The sequence below is a fragment of the Pseudoalteromonas lipolytica genome (assembly GCF_003515105.1).
In the GTDB taxonomy this organism is placed as follows: domain Bacteria; phylum Pseudomonadota; class Gammaproteobacteria; order Enterobacterales; family Alteromonadaceae; genus Pseudoalteromonas; species Pseudoalteromonas lipolytica.
In genome coordinates this window covers 281,217-299,293 of the sequence record NZ_CP032090.1, presented here as the reverse complement: position 1 = coordinate 299,293, position 18,077 = coordinate 281,217, and the positions used below count along the sequence as shown (strand labels likewise).

15 protein-coding genes and 1 riboswitch are annotated in these 18,077 nt (G+C 42.7%); of the genes, 6 read left to right on the top strand and 9 right to left on the bottom strand.

Annotation, left to right across the window (positions count from 1 at the left end; translation table 11 throughout):
* Positions 1–10: 10 nt before the first annotated feature.
* The 6 genes from D0907_RS01395 to D0907_RS01370 all read right to left on the bottom strand — a co-directional run bounded on the left by D0907_RS01395 (position 11) and on the right by D0907_RS01370 (position 8,989).
* Positions 11–643: a 2OG-Fe dioxygenase family protein gene (locus D0907_RS01395; protein WP_118843926.1), complete on the bottom strand. Its 633-nt coding sequence runs from the start codon at positions 641–643 to the stop codon at positions 11–13.
* Between the two features lie 363 nt (positions 644–1,006).
* Entirely contained in the window at positions 1,007–1,948 is a 942-nt protein-coding gene (locus D0907_RS01390) for a hypothetical protein (protein ID WP_075594170.1), read from the bottom strand.
* A gap of 217 nt (positions 1,949–2,165) precedes the next feature.
* On the bottom strand, positions 2,166–4,763 hold the full coding sequence (acnB, locus tag D0907_RS01385; protein WP_065978931.1) for a bifunctional aconitate hydratase 2/2-methylisocitrate dehydratase: 2,598 nt from the start codon (positions 4,761–4,763) through the stop codon (positions 2,166–2,168).
* Between the two features lie 568 nt (positions 4,764–5,331).
* On the bottom strand, positions 5,332–6,402 hold the full coding sequence (locus tag D0907_RS01380) for an OmpA family protein (protein ID WP_075594171.1): 1,071 nt from the start codon (positions 6,400–6,402) through the stop codon (positions 5,332–5,334).
* Between the two features lie 470 nt (positions 6,403–6,872).
* Positions 6,873–8,285 (bottom strand): protein adenylyltransferase SelO, encoded by a 1,413-nt coding sequence (locus D0907_RS01375; protein ID WP_118843925.1) that lies wholly within the window; start codon positions 8,283–8,285, stop codon positions 6,873–6,875.
* Positions 8,286–8,293: 8 nt separating this feature from the next.
* Positions 8,294–8,989: a DNA-3-methyladenine glycosylase I gene (locus D0907_RS01370; RefSeq protein WP_074989659.1), complete on the bottom strand. Its 696-nt coding sequence runs from the start codon at positions 8,987–8,989 to the stop codon at positions 8,294–8,296.
* Positions 8,990–9,171: 182 nt separating this feature from the next.
* Positions 9,172–9,367, top strand: a riboswitch (Lysine riboswitch).
* Between the two features lie 137 nt (positions 9,368–9,504).
* On the opposite strand from D0907_RS01370, the gene dapA reads away from it, so the two are divergent.
* The 5 genes from dapA (at position 9,505) to D0907_RS01345 (ending at position 14,796) form a co-directional block, all read left to right on the top strand.
* Positions 9,505–10,389: a 4-hydroxy-tetrahydrodipicolinate synthase gene (dapA, locus tag D0907_RS01365; protein WP_074989658.1), complete on the top strand. Its 885-nt coding sequence runs from the start codon at positions 9,505–9,507 to the stop codon at positions 10,387–10,389.
* A gap of 14 nt (positions 10,390–10,403) precedes the next feature.
* Positions 10,404–11,144, top strand: coding sequence for a 2,3,4,5-tetrahydropyridine-2,6-dicarboxylate N-succinyltransferase (locus D0907_RS01360; RefSeq protein ID WP_036974123.1), 741 nt, complete (start codon positions 10,404–10,406; stop codon positions 11,142–11,144).
* Positions 11,144–12,349 carry a PLP-dependent decarboxylase gene (locus D0907_RS01355; RefSeq protein WP_118843924.1) on the top strand — a complete coding sequence of 402 codons (1,206 nt, stop codon included), beginning with the start codon at positions 11,144–11,146 and terminating at the stop codon, positions 12,347–12,349. The genes D0907_RS01360 and D0907_RS01355 overlap by 1 nt, the downstream gene beginning before the upstream one ends.
* Before the next feature lie 5 nt (positions 12,350–12,354).
* Positions 12,355–13,473 (top strand): succinylglutamate desuccinylase/aspartoacylase family protein, encoded by a 1,119-nt coding sequence (locus tag D0907_RS01350; RefSeq protein WP_074989656.1) that lies wholly within the window; start codon positions 12,355–12,357, stop codon positions 13,471–13,473.
* Positions 13,474–13,758: 285 nt separating this feature from the next.
* Positions 13,759–14,796, top strand: coding sequence for a phospholipase A (locus tag D0907_RS01345; protein WP_074989655.1), 1,038 nt, complete (start codon positions 13,759–13,761; stop codon positions 14,794–14,796).
* Positions 14,797–14,860: 64 nt separating this feature from the next.
* On the opposite strand, the gene D0907_RS01340 is transcribed toward D0907_RS01345, so the two are convergent.
* On the bottom strand, positions 14,861–15,754 hold the full coding sequence (locus D0907_RS01340) for a bifunctional GNAT family N-acetyltransferase/hotdog fold thioesterase (protein WP_036974132.1): 894 nt from the start codon (positions 15,752–15,754) through the stop codon (positions 14,861–14,863).
* A 229-nt stretch (positions 15,755–15,983) separates the two neighbouring features.
* Between D0907_RS01340 and D0907_RS01335 the strand changes: the two genes are divergently transcribed.
* On the top strand, positions 15,984–16,673 hold the full coding sequence (locus D0907_RS01335; protein ID WP_036974135.1) for a spermidine synthase: 690 nt from the start codon (positions 15,984–15,986) through the stop codon (positions 16,671–16,673).
* Here D0907_RS01335 and dtd read toward each other — a convergent pair whose 3' ends face one another.
* Together dtd and D0907_RS01325 are read right to left on the bottom strand one after the other, a co-directional pair.
* A complete protein-coding gene (dtd, locus tag D0907_RS01330) occupies positions 16,674–17,111 on the bottom strand; it encodes a D-aminoacyl-tRNA deacylase (protein WP_075594176.1) in 438 nt (145 codons plus the stop codon).
* On the bottom strand, positions 17,099–18,052 hold the full coding sequence (locus D0907_RS01325) for an alpha/beta fold hydrolase (RefSeq protein WP_074989654.1): 954 nt from the start codon (positions 18,050–18,052) through the stop codon (positions 17,099–17,101). The genes dtd and D0907_RS01325 overlap by 13 nt, the downstream gene beginning before the upstream one ends.
* Positions 18,053–18,077: the final 25 nt, after the last annotated feature.

Sequence of the window (18,077 nt, the reverse complement as noted above, 5' to 3'; positions counted from 1 at the left end):
CGTATTTTCCTTACGCAGTTAGCACGAAGCAATCAAGGTAACCCTCTTTGCTTGCATCTAATTTATTCATTGGTGTTGCGTTGTGCCACACTTCACGGTCATTAATGAGTGCGAACATGCCGTCTTTAATTTCCATTTTAAAGCAAGGATCAGCTTGTTGATTCTCGTAAACAAGTAGCTCACCGCCTTCGAGATTTTCATGTGATACACCACAGACACATACATGGTCGAAACCATCTTGATGAACCCCTTCAGGTGCAGCAGGTGTGTCACTGTCGATCGCAAGCATTCTAAATTGATGAATTTCAATATCACGGTCAGCACTGATGCCGGTCATTTCACGGAATTGATGAACAATTTGCTTCATGCCATCACTGGCTAATAAGCTGTCTTCAAGATTCTCATAGGTACGCTCTACATTACCTTGAAACGTATTGATTGAATCATCTTGAACAAATGCTTTTGTTGGTTGTAATTTTAATTCGCCATCAACCACTTTAATTACCGAATAGCGACGTTTACGAAATGCGCCATCTGCGTATGGGTTAGCGGGTAAATTAGCAAAAGAAGGCTTTACTGCGTCAATATGTGATTGGCTTACAAAACGAAGTTGTAAAAGATTCTGGTTGTTTAATGTAGTCATAAAGATCTCGCCTTAATACGTTGAGAATATTGACGAGGATTTTAATGCAATTGATGAGGAAATTTTGCGTTTTTATGTAAACACAACCGGTCTATTGTTTAATTTTAAGATCGTTTTTATTCTTATTTTAGAAGTTTAATCTAAAAAAATAAAAAGTGCTGAAATACACCGTTTAAGCTTAGGGTACCTATTTCAAACCGCTAAATAACAAGACAATGTGAAGTTGATAAAAAGCCACAGCGAACCGTGGCTTTTAGTTTACTCAATAAGTTATGGTCGTCGTATCTGAGACGCTTACAAATTCACTCGCGTAATCTGCTTATCGGAATGTACAGTCTCATTAAAAAAGTGAATCACCGAGTATTAATAGCTCCATTGTAAGCCTAATGCAAACGATACATTACTGTATTCAACTTCAGGTACACGAAGGCGTTGACCGTTTTCTAGATTCTTGGTCACAATATCACGTGACTTATACTGAGCATCGATTCCACCAATCAATGCGATATGAGACAGTACTTGATATCGCATTCCTACCCGCCCCATAACACCCCAACCATTAAAGCTATCGGTGAGTGTCGAGGTTTCAAATTGCGTATTCTGAATCTCAGAATACATAGGTGTACTTAATTCAGTTTCAATATACCAACTATATTTATTAAAACTCTTTTGCAAGCGACTATCGTAACGCGCTCCTATGGTCAGCAAGATCCCCATTTGATCTTCAGAAACCGAAATAACCGGACGTAACTGCGAAGCATAATCCTGCTGCTCTCCTGTATTATTACCTGAATTCATACCGGGTAATGTAAATCGCGCGGGATTATTTGGGTCATCTGATAATGCGATTAATGCTTCGTCGAATGCTGTTGCACCGGGTTGTACAAATGCAAAATTCGAACGCGTGAAACTAGAAGTAAAAAACTTTGTCCCTAGTGTAAATTGCACTGTTTGAGAAAAATTATACGCCCCCTTAAAACCTATTTCATTCGCTTTCGTTTTAAATGCATTTTCTTGAATAGCACCAAAGTCATCCATGTACCACGTCTCAGTTTCAATTTCTGTGGATATTGTTGCAGCACTTTCAATATAAAAGCCCCAGTTATCATCGATACCTGTGTATGAAATTTGCCGTACGGCAGGGTTTGTTACATCAATAGATTGATTAAGTTTCCCAAAGCCTGCAACATCATTTAAAGTTTCGCTGTAGCTAATTGTTTCGAAACCTACTCTAACTTCACTAAAAGAGGGGTTAACTGCCAATACAGAACTACTAAATGGGAGTAGAAAAAGGAGTGCTTTCATTATTCAGTTCCTTGAAATACAGAGTCTGCGTCGCCAAGAAATAGATGCAGCCCTTCCTTGGTTACACTTTTAAACATTAAGTTACACTAATTAACTTTTTACATTAATCAGTGTAGACAAACGTATTAGTATTTCAAATAAAACTGAACAAAAAGTTAATAAAAAAGCCCGCATATATAATGCGGGCCTTTTACAGTAAAACTCAATTAGTTACTTATTACACAGCTTGCTGAACAATTACTTGATCTGCCTTTTTAGTGTATTGAGGCATACGGTGGAAGTTCAGGTAGCGATAAGTATCAGCTGCTGTTGCGTTGATCTTATCTGCGTACTCTTGATATTCAGCCGGTGTAGGCAGCTTACCTAGAATTGCAGCAACCGCTGCAAGCTCTGCTGATGCTAAGAATACGTTTGCGCCAGTACCAAGACGGTTAGGGAAGTTACGAGTAGACGTAGACACAACTGTCGCCTTATCAGCAACGCGTGCTTGGTTACCCATACATAATGAACACCCTGGAGTTTCAATACGCGCACCTACACGACCAAAGATACCGTAGTAACCTTCGTCAGTAAGCTGATCTTTATCCATCTTCGTTGGAGGAGCAACCCATAACTGAGTTGGAATACGACCGCTGAAGCCATCAAGAAGTTTACCCGCAGCACGGAAGTGACCAATGTTAGTCATACAAGAACCGATGAATACTTCGTCGATTTTCTCGCCTGTAACGTCAGATAGTAAACGTGCGTCATCTGGGTCATTTGGCGCACAAAGAATAGGTTCTTTGATTTCAGCTAGGTCGATTTCAAGTACGTGTTTGTACTCTGCATCGGCATCCGCTTCCATAAGCTCTGGGTTCGCTAACCACTCTTGCATTGCATTAATACGACGTTCGATAGTACGAACATCACCGTAACCTTCAGAGATCATCCACTTAAGCATGACAATGTTTGACTCAAGGTATTCAGCGATAGATTCTTTAGAAAGTTTAACGGTACAACCTGCCGCTGAACGCTCAGCTGACGCATCAGAAAGCTCAAATGCTTGCTCAACTGTTAAGTGCTCAACACCTTCGATTTCTAGTACACGACCAGAGAATTCGTTGATTTTGCCTTTCTTCTCAACAGTTAGAAGACCTTCTTTAATACCGTAGTAAGGGATAGCATGTACTAGGTCACGTAACGTGATACCTGGCTGCATTTCACCTTTGAAACGTACTAAGATTGACTCAGGCATATCAAGTGGCATTACACCTGTTGCAGCTGCGAATGCTACCGCACCCGAACCTGCTGGGAATGAAATACCTAGAGGGAAACGCGTATGCGAGTCACCACCCGTACCTACGGTGTCTGGTAATAACATACGGTTTAACCATGAGTGGATTACACCGTCGCCTGGACGAAGTGATACACCGCCACGGTTCATGATGAAATCAGGAAGCGTATGATGAGTGTTTACATCGATTGGCTTAGGATATGCTGATGTATGACAGAAAGACTGCATTGTTAAGTCTGCCGAGAAACCTAAACATGCTAGATCTTTAAGTTCGTCACGTGTCATAGGACCTGTTGTATCTTGCGAACCAACGGTAGTCATTTTCGGCTCACAGTATTGACCAGGACGTACGCCAGGCATGTTACATGCTTTACCAACCATTTTCTGTGCAAGCGTAAAGCCTTTGCCAGAGTCAGTAACAAGAGCAGGTTTGCGGAAGATATCTTCTGCTTCTAGACCTAGAGATGCACGCGCTTTGTCTGTTAGACCACGACCGATAATAAGTGGAATACGGCCACCAGCACGCACTTCGTCAAGAATTACGTCTGATTTTAAAGAGAACGTTGAGATAACTTCATCAGTGCCGTGACGCTTAACCACACCTTCGTAAGGGAAGATATCGATTTGGTCACCCATGTTTAGTTCATCAACAGGTAATTCGATTGGTAATGCACCAGAATCTTCCATCGTGTTGAAGAAAATAGGCGCGATTTTACCGCCTAGACATACACCACCAACACGCTTGTTAGGTACGTGAGGGATATCATCACCCATGAACCAAAGCACTGAGTTAGTTGCAGATTTACGCGATGAACCCGTACCAACTACATCACCAACATACGCGAGCGGTAACCCTTTCGTTTTAAGCTCTTCTAGTTGTGAAATTGGACCAACTTCACCAGGCTTGTCTGGGTTGATACCGTCACGCTCGTTTTTAAGCATAGCTAAAGCGTGCAGTGGGATATCTGGACGAGACCATGCATCAGGTGCAGGTGAAAGATCATCAGTGTTTGTCTCACCCGTTACTTTGAAAACAGTAACAGAGATTTTTTCAGCAACGGCTGGTTTATTTACAAACCATTCTGCATTTGCCCAAGACTCGATAACTTGTTTCGCGAATTCGTTACCAGCCTTCGCTTTTTCTTCTACGTCGTAGAAAGCATCGAACATTAATAATGTGTTTGATAAACCTTTAACGATAATTGGCGCTAACGCTTCGTCGTCTAAAAGTTCAATCATAGGTGCGATGTTGTAACCACCTAACATAGTACCTAATAGCTCTGCCGCTTTTTCTTTTGATACTAATGGTGAGCTTGTTTCACCTTTTGCTACTGCCGCTAAAAAGCCAGCTTTGATGTATGCAGCATCGTCTACGCCTGGTGGTACACGATTAACAAGAAGATCAACGATAAACTCTTCTTCACCTGCAGGTGGGTTTTTAATTAGTTCAATAAGATCAGCCGTTTGCTGAGCATCTAGTGGCGCTGGTACGATACCTAACGCGGCACGTTCTTCTACGTGTTTACGATATTCTTGTAGCACAATATTGCCCTCTTGGTGACGTGAGAGTACTCGGTAGTATTAAACTAAATACAATCATTACCCAGTACTTATAGTATTCTGACGGTTAATTATAAAGCTTTTAAGTATAGATGAAAATCCATGCTGCGGTTAGGCACTTTATATTCACTATAAATAACATGAATAGTGGTAGAAAAAAAAGCTATTCAAATGAATATTTATTAACTAAGAATCATTCCTATCTGCTTTAGCGGTCATTAACAGTGCGTTTAACCCTATTCGCTTTATTAAGCGCATTATTTAAAGGCAAGAAAATCTCGATAATAACAAGACAAAATTTTGTCTTTTAGCTGCTTTTAGCAATTGCTTTTGCATCGCTCTACCAGCTCAATCAATGCAGTCGTAAATCAGACATTTTTAACGCAGCTAGCGACAAATTTAGCACCTCACAATAGTTAAGCGTTATTGTGAACTGGGGTAGGTATTTTTGCAGATTGGCTTAACGACTTATCCTTATGAGCACACTATTTTAACCATAAAAAACCCAGCACTTGGCTGGGTTTTTAAAATTAGTCGCAAAGGTTAATTATTAACGCTCTACTTTTACACGCTCAATAACGCTTACGTGTGCTTCTACACGACGGTTTTCAGCATGTGCTTCAGCTGTATTAGCTGGGTTTTTAAGGCGCTCTTCACCTAAACCAACAGTCGTTAGACGCTCTGCATCGATACCATCTTCAATAAGTTTCTTAGCAACGGCATCAGCACGTTTCTTAGATAACCACTTGTTGTAGTCAGCTTTACCTACAGATGAAGTGTGACCTTCAAGTAGTACTTTAGTGCCTGGGTGCTCTTTTAAGAAAGCAGCAGCTTTAGCGATGTCATCTAAGTACTGTTGAGACACTTTAGATGTGTTGTTAGGGAACGTGATTAGTAAGCTCTTCGTTACTTCACGGTCTTCGTATAATGTACAACCCGTGCCGTCAACTGCATCAGTCATCGGTGTGTTAGCACATTGGTCGTCAGCATCAGGGATGTTATCACCATCGCTGTCTACAGGCTCAACAGCAACAGGAACAACTGTTGGAGCTGGCTCAACTGGCTCAGCTGAAGATTCTTGAGCACCAAAAATGTAGCTTAAGCCTAATTTAGCGCCTACATCTGTATAACCACGGTCAAGACCTTGGTATAGAGACGTTTCAGCGTTAAATGCGAAATTGTCAGTGAAGTAATGTTGGTAACCAGCACCTAGGTTAGCGAACATTAGGTCTTCGTCAACTGCATCAAGGTTTTTCAAACCGAAGATACCGTAGAATGGGCCACCACCGAAGTGATATAAACCATCGATACCGTAACGCTTACCGCTTTCTGAACCGCTCATAGTCGTGCCGTCGTTCAGAGCTACGCTGTAATCAAAATCCATATCAGCATACTCAAGACGAGCGCTCCAGTAATCGCTGAAGCGATAACCTAGCTCTAAACCCCAACCTGTAGAGTCATCAACATCTAGGCCACCTGGCGCGAAATCGCGAACATTTTCCCAAGACGCATCATAGTAGTCGCCAAATGCACCGATATAAAAACCTTGTTTTTCGGCTGCGAAGCTTGATGCACTAGTTGCAGCTAATGCTAAAGCAATAGTAAGTGATTTTAATTTCATTGTTTCCTTCCCATTTTCACAATTAAAATTGTAGCTAAGTCATCCCAGCTCAATCAGTTTAAACAGAGTAGTCGACTAATAGTTAATCAAAACTTAACACACTCGGTACAGAACAAATATCTTGCCGAGTAATTTCAGTCAATTACCCATAATAATAGGTTATCTAAATAACTTTGCATAACAATGCCTTTAGATCGCTTTGTTAAAATCAGACAAAAGCTGCTTTTTCCGCCTAATTTACTGACCTCAAAACCGATTAAAGTCCATTCCCAATTACACTATTATATTGGTTATTTTTAAATCAACAAGTTGAAAGCAACTTTATTTGTAAATATTCGTTAAAAAGCAAAACTTTAGTGCTATTTTATTGATATAAATCATATCACTGGCAGCTACCTTGCTCAATCGGCGAACACTTAGATTTTAAAAAATGAGCATTTACAGCTGCAATATATTGTTCAACATCGCCCTTAAGTACCACAAAAAGTCTGGTAATGACTATCCCCATCATGAGGGGGCTGGTACCACGCTGCTAATCGCTCTTCATAGCTATACGGGTTTTCTAAGACTTTCAACAACTCACCTATCGATGAACTCGTGCCCGTTTGCTCATATTCAGTCAAGATCATTTCAATATTATGATTACGTGGAATGACTGCAGGATTAACAGCGCGCATCACTCCGTAACTTTCACCCGAAGTTCTTAACCGCCATTTACAAAGCCATTCTTTTAAACTACCCGGGAGCGGGAAATCTGTTCGTAATGACTCTGTCAGCGCATTAAATGTGTTCGTGTAATCAAGTTTATGTTGTTTCATCAAAGTGAGTAACTCTGAAACTAATGCTTGATCGCCTGCCTGCTCGCCATCTAAACCTAACTTTAGTCGCCACATGGTATCAAATGCCGTGTTAAACTTAGCAGCAAAGCCATTTATAATCGCTGATAATTCACTGAGCGCACGTTCCTCATCTTTAAAAAGCGGTAATAAGCTTTCTGCAAGACGCGCGCAATTCCAATTTGCAATAGTTGGTTGATTACCAAAAGCATAACGTCCTTGGTGGTCAATAGAGCTAAAAACTGTTTCTAAATCAAACTGATTCATCATTGCACACGGGCCATAATCAATGGTTTCACCACTAATTAATGTGTTATCTGTGTTCATCACACCATGAATAAACCCAATTCGCATCCAGCCCACAACAAGCTCAATCTGCTTATCGATTACCGCCGCTAAAAAGTCTGTAATACGCTGCTCACCTTCACTTTTAATATCAGGAAAATGACAACTAATTGCGTATTCAACTAACTTTTCAAGTCCTTCAATATCACCCTGAGTTGCTAAATATTGAAATGAACCAACACGGATATGGCTATTCGCGACACGCGTTACAACGGCACCGGGTCGTGGGGGTTGTCGGTAAACAGTTTCTCCAGTCGTTACAACAGCAAGGCAACGGGTAGTTGCAATATCTAAGGCCGCCAAGGCTTCACTCATGATATATTCACGTATGGCAGGGCCTAGTGCACAACGACCATCTCCCCCACGCGAAAAAACCGTTGCACCTGCACCTTTTAATTGCAAATCCCATAATGCGCCATGTTTATCTTCAATGGCACCAAGCAAGTGCGCACGACCATCCCCCAAACGCGGCGAAAAATGACCGAATTGATGACCCGAATAGCCAAGCGCCACAGGCTTTACAGCGTTATCTACCTCTGAGCCACTTAAACGTTTTGCTAAAAACTCAGGGTCAGTGCTAATGTCAAACTCGCGGGCTAAATTAGCATTAAATAGCAATAAGTTCGGGTCAGAAACCGCTGTTGGGGTGTCTTCAATTGCTAACAGATCACTAATGTCTGTATATCGGGTGTGCAGTTTCATATTATTCCTTAGGGTGTTGCAATGCCTACTCGGTTATCACCCACTCCATAAGCAACTAATTGACTCAGTGCTTGCAGGCTATAACCACTTTGCTGCTGTAGTTCATTGAAAAAGTTCTGCGCCGCTTGCTGTGATTTTTTGGTCTGCAATCCCCCATCAATGAGCTGATGAGCACGAAGATAACTTTCCACATCTCGCGAGAGCAAAAAGGTATCTTTTCCCATCGCGCGCAACGCATAAGGGCCGGTGTTCCCGCCTAAGCGTGCGCCATGCTTCTTCAAGTAAGCCCATAAACCAATAATGTTGTCGCTGGGCCACTGTGCAATAAATTGGCTAAAGCTTGCATTTTTTTCAGCGACTTCATGGATCATGTAAGCATTTTCAGGAATTGTTTGCACTTTTTTGAAATTGCGAATAATTCGCTCATCCATCGCTTTTTGTTCGAGCATATCAGGTGGCATCATCAATAGTTTTTCGACGCTAAAGTCCCAAAATACTTCACGAAACCCCGCCCATTTATTATTGATTACAGACCAATAGAATCCACTTTGAAATACCTTACGAGTGAACTCCTCCAACCATAAATCATCCGCTATGTTAGCAATATCAGCATCATCGAGCGGGTTTGATAACAGTGCATGCAGCATTTCTTCACTGCCTTTTCTTTTAACGGCTCGTTGATAAATGTCGGTAAACTTTTCCATCATTCTTCCAATTCGTCTGCTTCGTTCTAAGTGTACGTAAAAACGAAGTTATACGTAACCCGATTGCTTAATTGGTCAATAAAAAACAAATCCACCGCCTTGACACCTAGAAGGCTAAAATGCTTTAATCAGCGCCAATACCCTATTTCATTATGTTGGCTTTAACGTTAAAGCGAGCATAAAGGGCTGGAAGAGGTGCGTTATTCAGGTAGCGTATGGGAAGAGCACAGACTCTGTTGATCATACGTGAGGGGAAATTAACGCCGAGAAGTAACACCGTTTGTGAGGTGCTTATTTCGGGCGACTGGGCTGAATCCCAGCGACTGTCACCAACAATAGCAATGCTATTGATAAGTTTGGTGGAGAGCTTCTGGTCTTAGTATAATAAGGCCGTCGCGTCTTTATTATTTTAAGCCCATTCGCTCTTCGAATTATACCTTGTTCGAATGACGACATGCGGCTCCATTCAATTGTTTCCGTACTGACTCTTCGAATACCTTATAAGTTCGTGAGAGATGATCAACAATTTTGATTTAAACGACTATCCATTATGGACAGCGCTAATCACGCCATTTTCTGAATCTGGCGAGGTAGACTACATCGCCCTTGAACAGCTTGTGGCTGAACAACAAGCTGCCAACAATGGTATTTTATTGCTGGGCAGTACCGGTGAAGGGCTTGCTCTTTCACTCAAAGAACAACAAGCCATTGTTGAGCACGTATGCCAGCTAACCCCTAGCGTACCGCTTATGGTTGCCGTTGGTGGTATGAACCTTAAGCAACAAGTTGCGTGGGTCGAGTACTGCAATCAACTGCCTATTCATGGCTACTTGTTAGGTTCACCACTGTATGCAAAGCCTGGCGTTATTGGCCAAACTCATTGGTTTGAAAGCTTACTAAATGCGAGTAAACACCCATGTATGCTATACAACGTACCTGGACGCAGTGCTGTTGAGATTTCACCTACCGTCATTAAAAACCTCGCCGATCATAAAAACCTGTGGGCACTTAAAGAAGCCAGTGGTGACATCGGCAAATTTGAAGGCTTTAGAACGGCCTCACCTAAGCTCGCCATTTTTAGTGGTGACGATGCACTGATGCCATATTTTGCGCAAGCGGGTGCTAAAGGCTTAGTGTCAGTGGCGGCGAATGCATGGCCAAGTCAAACTCATGAGTTTGTTAAACGAAGTTTAAGTGGTCAACATCCCAATTTATTCACCGATTGGTCTAGCGCAATTCAAAGCTTATTTGCTGTCGCAAACCCAATTCCCGTAAAAGTACTGATGCACCTGCAAGGTAGAATAAACACCCCGCAATTACGTCCACCGCTGACTCATTTAGAGCTTGAGCATACAGACAGCATCACCCACGCAAACAACACAATTTTATCTTGGAACTAAAAACAGGTTTTATCATGAGCTGGTTAGCATTATTAAATAACTTAGAATCGGGCACAGTACGTGCCGCAACACAAGACGAGAATGGCAACTGGCATGCCAATATTGAAGTAAAACAAGGCATTTTAGAGGCCTTTAAAAATGGCACAAACACGGAGTTTCCTGGTGGATTTGTTGATAAACACAATTTAGCCCCTCAAGGCTTTGCCGCAGATGCAGGTGTGCGTATGGTCCCTGGCGGTAGCAGTGTTCGCCGAGGTGCGCACGTTGCTAAGGGCACGATCATTATGCCACCCGCATATGTAAACATCGGAGCATTTATTGATGAAGGGACTATGGTCGATAGCCACGCTTTAGTAGGGTCATGTGCACAAGTGGGTAAAAATGTTCATCTGAGCGCAGCGGTTCAGTTAGGTGGCGTACTTGAACCAATTGGTGCCAGTCCTGTGGTTATTGAAGATGATGCATTTATCGGCGCAGGTTGTGTGATTGTAGAGGGCGTTGTCGTTAAAAAAGGCGCAGTGCTTGCACCGGGAGTCCGCTTGTCTGCGACCATTCCAGTCTATGATTGCGTGAACGAACGCCAATTAGAAAAAGGCGAACCAATCCCTGAGTACGCTATTGTGATCCCAGGCTCTCGCCCTGCTTCCAATGCATGGGCTCGCGAGCAAGGCCTCAGCATGTCATGTGCGCTCATCGTAAAATACCGTGACGAACAAAGTGACGCGTCATTGTTATTAGAAGAGGTTTTACGTTAATGAGCTTTTTGAGCACGCCCATCAAGCAAGCAGTTGAACAAGTTTCAGCGCACCTTGATACGCCATTTTTTATCTATGACCTTGATAAATTAACGACACATTTAAAACAACTCACTGCCCAAACCGATGTGAAACTGTGGTATGCCGTTAAGGCTAATCCCCTGTCTCGCATTATTCAGTGTTTAGACAGTGCGGGGTTTAATTTTGATGTGGCGAGTAAAGGTGAACTTGAGCAAGTACTTGCTCAAGGCATCAATAGCGAGCGCGTGCTCAACACAGGGCCAGCAAAGAGCCCTGCACAAATTAGTCATTATATTGCGCGAGGTGTGCGTATTTTCGTCGCCGAGAGCATTAACCAAGTCCGTTGGCTAAACGAGCAAGCCACAAAAGCTAACTGCCAACTGCAAGTATTATTGCGTGTACAACTTCGCTGGCCAGACAGCGAAAAGAACCCGCTTGGTGGCGATAGCCTCACTCCTTTTGGCCTTGGTTGTGAAGAGTGGCACGCGCTTAATGTCAATGACTACCCAGCACTTAAGGTTGATGGTTTGCATATTTTTCAGTGGGGCAACATGCTCAGCACTGACAAACTGGCAGCGCTTTGGCGCGCTATGATCCAGCCATTACAGCAACTAGCACGTGCATTACGGATTGAACTTAACATACTCGATTTAGGGGGCGGCTTAGGCATCCCTTATACTCAAGATGCCAACCGATTAGACTGGTCAGCACTTATCGAGACCCTTGCCAGCATTAAAGCTCAAGCCGGTGTAGCGGAACTTTGGATGGAATTAGGCCGTTATGCCGTAGGTGAATGTGGTCATTACGCAACACCTGTGGTTGAGCGAAAAGAAAACTATGGCCAACAGCAAGTGATTTTATCGGGCGGGATTAATCACCTGCTTCGTCCTGCGGTCACAAACCAAGACTTCCCAGTTACAGTATTGCGTGAATCACAGGCTTCACTGACAACAATGACACTCTATGGTCCACTTTGTACCGCGCTTGATTGTTTAGGTGAACATACATTAGCGAATGACGTAGATGAACATGACTGGCTCATATTCAGTCAATGTGGTGCTTATGGTTTCACAGAGAGTATGCCGTACTTTTTATGCCATGAACTTGCTGCCGAATACGTCATTGAGCAAGGCAACATTGAATGTATCCGCAGCGCTGAAGATGCCAGCTATTATTTAAGGTAATCACCATGAGTAAAGATTTAATTAGCCAAGAAAACATTGTCGTCGGCGAAATTGCGAATGGCTTACCATTGACCATCCCAGTCTATCGCTTAAAAGGCGATGGAAGTGGCCCAAGCGTTTACATTCAGGCCAACATGCATGGTGCAGAAGTACAAGGTAATGCCGTTATTTACCAGCTACTTGAACAATTAAAAACGCTTAAACTGCGCGGTGATATCACACTTGTCCCTTATGCAAATCCGATTGGCTGCAACCAAAAGTCGGGGGAATTTACATTAGGTCGTTTTGATCCCATCACAGGGACCAACTGGAACCGTATGTATCGCTTTAACAACGCGTTACCTGCCCAGATTGCAGAGCAGCATGCATCAAGCAATGAAGACACGATCAGAAGTGCTCTTAAAGACGCGTTAGTCGCAGATATCAATGCACAACTAAACGGCCCAGATTACAGCTTAACAACGGGTAAACGTATCGCGCTCAACTTACAAAAGTTGGCACATCAAGCCGACATCGTATTAGACCTTCACACAGGCCCAATCTCAAGCCAGCACCTATATTGTCCAGAGTATGCCAAAAACAGCGCACAATACTTCAATATTGAACATGTATTGCTCATACCTAATGACTTTGGGGGTGCGATGGATGAAGCAAGCTTTTGCCCGTGGTGGTCTTTATCTGAAGAGCTTACTAAATACGGACGCGAACTTTCAGTACAGGTCGAGGCTTTTACTGTTGAGCTTGGCAGCCAAGAAAAAATTGATTTGAGTGCCGCCCTTGAAGATGCACACAGTATTTTAAGCTACTTGACTCATAAAGGTGTATTTGTTGATGCAGCGTATCAGCCTAAAGCGATGACTCGTTACGGTTGTATGCTCGATGACTACATTGCTTACTACGCCCCGATGGGCGGTATGGTCGAGTACTTAGCACCGTTAGGCGGTCATATCAAAGCAGGTGAGCCGATAGCCCATATTTTACGTATGGAGCGCTACTTATGTGAACAACCACTGCAAACACTCAGTTTTGATAAAGACGCGATTGCAATATTGCATTTCGCATCAGCGAGCGTAAACCAAGGTACTGAGCTTTATAAGTTCTTTACCAATGTCTTTGAGCTGTGATTAAACCCAGAGCTCATTCCTTCTCATTGCGTGAGAGTCAACGGCCAACAGGATTCTATCCAAAGGCCGTTATATTAGAGCCCCAAGCCTAGCTTGGGGCTCTCTATTTACAATAGCGTTTAACAAGTCCTCGCCTCTGTCAATTCCACCTTACCTAAACCGTGTTTAAACTCGCCGATTAAGCGGTAGAGATAACATTTGTCCACAATTCAGTACAAGTTCACGGCGAGTTATGTAAAAATCACTATACTGATCACACTTCTACATCTATTTAAAGGAATCGCAATGGGATGGCGTATTTGGCTAGTTGCCGCGAGTTTATTTTCCGTACCTGTTTTAGCCCAAACCGAAGAGCAAAATACGAATGAGCAAGATGATGCGCTCGAATTAGTTAAGCAATGTATATTAAATGAAGCGATTGGCGGAGATGGTCAGCAAACTCTCGAACAGCTGCGCAAGAAATGCTCCGATCTAGACGAAAGCAAAAAGCTGACAGCTCTGGATAAGCGTAAAGCGCGTGAAGAAGTGAGTAAAAAGAACCGCAATGTAATCACCCCCCATAAACGTAATTACATTTTACCACTTTCTTATGTGTCTGATCCGAATGTTCGCCCGTTTGATGGTTTAAAAGAGTTGGCTGATGACGCCGATGGCGAGCCACTTGATAACCTAGAAGTTAAATATCAATTATCAATAAAAGTGCCTATTTTTGAGGGCTTTTCTGATAAAGACCAAGGCGTATTTTTTGCTTTTACCATGCAATCATTTTGGCAGTTTTATAACAAAGATATTTCATCACCCTTTCGCGAGACCAACTACGAGCCTGAAATATTCTGGATAAACTACCTTGATCCTGAGCATGTACTTTGGGGTGATGAAATGGCGATAGCCATTGGTGCATCGCATCAGTCTAATGGCCGCAGCCAGCCAAACTCACGTTCATGGAATCGCATATACGCTGACTTTTTATGGGAAAAAAACGGCTTTGTATTTAGCTTTAAACCTTGGTACCGCATTCCTGAAGACAAAAAAGATAACGAGTTAAAAGCTCGCGGCGATGATAACCCCGATATCTACAAATACATGGGCTACTTTGAATTCTCTGGGGCGTATCGCTACAACGAACATGAATTTAGCTTTATGTCGCGTAATAACTTAAATTCTGATAATCGCGGTGCAATCCAACTTGATTGGTCTTTCCCGCTGTGGGGACGGTTACGTGGTTACGCACAATATTTCAACGGTTATGGTGAGAGCCTAATTGACTACAATGCCGATATAGAGCGTTTTGGTGTGGGTATTCTTTTAACAGACTTACTGTAAGCAACGCATTATGAGCCTTTAACAGCGAGCAACTTAGCGCCCGCTGTTAAAGGCTAAAACTATGCTATTTTTTTACGATAAAGTGCCCTTCAAACTCAGCAACTAACACATCGCCATCGTACACATTCACTGGGACATGGTAACTTGCTTTACCATTTGATTCTAAATCAGCTAACTTCCCTTTGCAGCCTTGCAACTCAACACGGCCTCGGGGATCGTTATTGAGAGGTTTTAGGTATTTAATGTTCGCATCAGCTAACACAATATTTCCCTCAAGACCGGCTTCTTTTAATGCAAGATAGGTTGCTCCCCACCCTGTTAATGTCGCTAAACTGTATATGGAACCGGCAAACATCGTGTTATGTAAGTTTAAATTGGCATCTAAATCAGCACGGGTCGTAAACTGCCAGTCAGTATAACTTTCAACTTTAATCCCCATTGCATCACTGATTGGAATTGATTCACGCCACGTATTTTGTAGCACTTGTGTCCAATTAGGGTGACGGAACCAACCTGGCTCAGACGGCTTTTGTTTCACCATTTTCCAATGCTGTACATCATTGTAAGCCAAATGTGCTTTTTCTTTTACTTCATAACCGTGGCGTTTATAGAAGTCGAGCGCCCGTTCACGCGCAAATAAGACTAATTCATCGGCATCTTGTGTCCATGCTATTTTTTCGAGTTCATGCAACAAACGACTACCAATATGCTGATTACGATTACCCTCAGCCACAGCCATATAACGCACTTGTGCTTGTTGATGATTATTGAAGTGCAGACGCGCTACCCCCAATACCTCGCCATCATTATTTTTGATAAAGCGGTGCTCTGCGTCTTGCTCTAAGTCATCTTGCTCAGATCCACGCGGCTCGCCCCAAGGTGCTCTTAAAACTTGCCAACGCAATGAATAATACGCTTGCCAATCTTCGCTACTTTGTGGGGTGGTCACTTTAAACATAAATACTCCTGTGATAGTTAAGCCACTGTCTGTTGTTATTTTAACGTGGCCTGACGAATGCAAATTACGATACGCGATCTTCACTCAAGTTGGAATAATACTTTGGTGACCCAACCTAAATTATTATTTAAGGCTGTAAAAACTACTGCACAATTGGCACTTTAAGTGTGCTGGTCTATGCTGAAATAATTGTATTATTTTTGTAATTCAACCGCTAAAGGCCCGAAATATGGAACATTTTTTAGAACCCAGTGGCGCAGTGAAACACAGTTTTATTGAGGAATGCCACCGACTCGGGCAGCTTATCTACTGGCATAAACAAGGTAATGACTGTATTCAAGTAAGGCAACTAAATCAGCTACGTTGGTTATTAATTAATGAAACCTTGCAATCTGTTATTGAAAAACGCCGGCCAGCTCGATTATTTTTCCCACATTTACAATACCTTGCAAAACGTTGGCAAGAACTCGAAGCACCTAAAAAAGTGCTGGAACTTGGCTTAGGGGGTGGTGCAATTCGTAATTATCTACAACACACTTACCCTCAAAGCCAACTCACTTCGGTAGACAAAAACCCTGATATTATTCATTGCTATAAACGCTATTTTGGCGGAAACCATGCCAATAACCTGCGCTGTTTTGATGCCCAACAGGTGTTAGAACAAGGCAATGAATACAATTGGATTATCTTAGATTTATTTAGTGAGGTAGAAGCGCCACTGTTTTTATACAAACACGCATTTTACGCAAAACTTCGGGCTGCAATGGCTAAAAATGGCCACTTGTTTATTAATTTTTTATCGAATCATCCATCACAATTAAAACAACTTGAGCATTTACTGATCACCGAATTTGGTAAACGCCCAAGTATTGAAAAAATACCCAACTACGTTAATCATATCGTTATGATCAGAAAGTAATCACACAGATAAGTTAAAAGTAACGGGCCCATCATTACACAAGCTTACCTGCATATCAGCAGCAAACTGCCCTGTGGCAACTCGTAAATCGGCCGCTTTGGCTTTTTCTACAAAATATTCGTACAACGCATTGGCTTGCGCTGGGGTAGCTGCACTTGAAAAGCTTGGCCGCATCCCCTTTTTGGTATCAGCAGCCAACGTAAACTGCGACACAACTAATAGCTCACCTTGGATGTCTTGCAAGCTTAAATTCATTTTTCCTTGCTGATCAGTAAAAATACGGTAATTACTCACCTTGTGCAAAAGCTTTTCTGCCGATTGCTCCGTGTCATGTTTTTCAACCCCTAATAACAACAGAATACCTTTTGATATTTCACCAACAACTTCCCCATCTACCTCAACTTTAGCCTGGGTTACTCTTTGAATTAAGCCTTGCATTGATCCCTCGATAACTTGATATACATTAAATCTGCGGCACGTCGCATGGCCGCCAAATATACCTGATTATCACTGCTGTGCCCAACCCCATCTAAAATAAGTAATTGCGCATTAAGCTGCTCTGCTAACTGTTGTACCGCACTGTACCTGCACACTAAATCAGCACGGCCATGAATAAACCAAATAGGTAAATGAGCAAGTTCTTTGCAGTTTTCTGCTATAAATTTTTCTTCGATAAAGCAATGATGTCGAAAATAATGCACCATGAGCGTAGCTTGGTTTAGGCCAACATGAGGTTCATGTAAACTCCAGTTTATTAATGGTTCACCATGACAAAGTACCTGCTCCCATTGACACCAACGCTTAGCATACTTACTGGCCTTGATTTGATCATCACAGGTTAACTGCGCATGGTAAAAATCAAGTAATTCATGCCAGTTAGAATACTGATGAGCAAACGCTTTAAAACATTCGGGATAAAAGTGAGCACCAGCTCCACGCGTCGTGTAAAGCCACTCAAAGTCACTGTCACAGGCTAAAAAGCTGGCACGCAAGATGAGTCCTGCCACGTGTTCACGGTGATGAATCGCGTACACTAAGGCAAGCGTCGCCCCCCACGATTCGCCACACACAAGCCATTTGTTAATACCTAATTGGGAACGCAAAAACTCCAGATCGGCGACTAAGTCCAAGGTGGTATTTGCCTTAGTTGCGTGCGGCGTTGAGTGACCACAGCCGCGTTGGCTAAACATGATCACCCGATAACGTGCGGGATCGAAAAATCGGCAATTTTCAGGCCGAAGACCCGCCCCCGGCCCCCCATGACATAACACAACCACCATGCCTTGAGGATCACCGTATTCTTGAACATGTATTTGATGCCCATCACCCACGCTTAAGTGATAGTCACGACTTGCATTGTACTGTGGATATAACTGCACCTCGCTCTCCTTAGGTGCAGTGTAT

Bases quoted from the DNA above. Each gene is read 5' to 3' on its own strand.
- D0907_RS01395 (WP_118843926.1), bottom strand. From the start codon at position 643: ATGACTACATTAAACAACCAGAATCTTTTACAACTTCGTTTTGTAAGC.
- D0907_RS01390 (WP_075594170.1), bottom strand. From the start codon at position 1,948: ATGAAAGCACTCCTTTTTCTACTCCCATTTAGTAGTTCTGTATTGGCA.
- D0907_RS01380 (WP_075594171.1), bottom strand. From the start codon at position 6,402: ATGAAATTAAAATCACTTACTATTGCTTTAGCATTAGCTGCAACTAGT.
- D0907_RS01375 (WP_118843925.1), bottom strand. From the start codon at position 8,285: ATGAAACTGCACACCCGATATACAGACATTAGTGATCTGTTAGCAATT.
- D0907_RS01370 (WP_074989659.1), bottom strand. From the start codon at position 8,989: ATGGAAAAGTTTACCGACATTTATCAACGAGCCGTTAAAAGAAAAGGC.
- dapA (WP_074989658.1), top strand. From the start codon at position 9,505: ATGATCAACAATTTTGATTTAAACGACTATCCATTATGGACAGCGCTA.
- D0907_RS01360 (WP_036974123.1), top strand. From the start codon at position 10,404: ATGAGCTGGTTAGCATTATTAAATAACTTAGAATCGGGCACAGTACGT.
- D0907_RS01355 (WP_118843924.1), top strand. From the start codon at position 11,144: ATGAGCTTTTTGAGCACGCCCATCAAGCAAGCAGTTGAACAAGTTTCA.
- D0907_RS01350 (WP_074989656.1), top strand. From the start codon at position 12,355: ATGAGTAAAGATTTAATTAGCCAAGAAAACATTGTCGTCGGCGAAATT.
- D0907_RS01345 (WP_074989655.1), top strand. From the start codon at position 13,759: ATGGGATGGCGTATTTGGCTAGTTGCCGCGAGTTTATTTTCCGTACCT.
- D0907_RS01340 (WP_036974132.1), bottom strand. From the start codon at position 15,754: ATGTTTAAAGTGACCACCCCACAAAGTAGCGAAGATTGGCAAGCGTAT.
- D0907_RS01335 (WP_036974135.1), top strand. From the start codon at position 15,984: ATGGAACATTTTTTAGAACCCAGTGGCGCAGTGAAACACAGTTTTATT.
- dtd (WP_075594176.1), bottom strand. From the start codon at position 17,111: ATGCAAGGCTTAATTCAAAGAGTAACCCAGGCTAAAGTTGAGGTAGAT.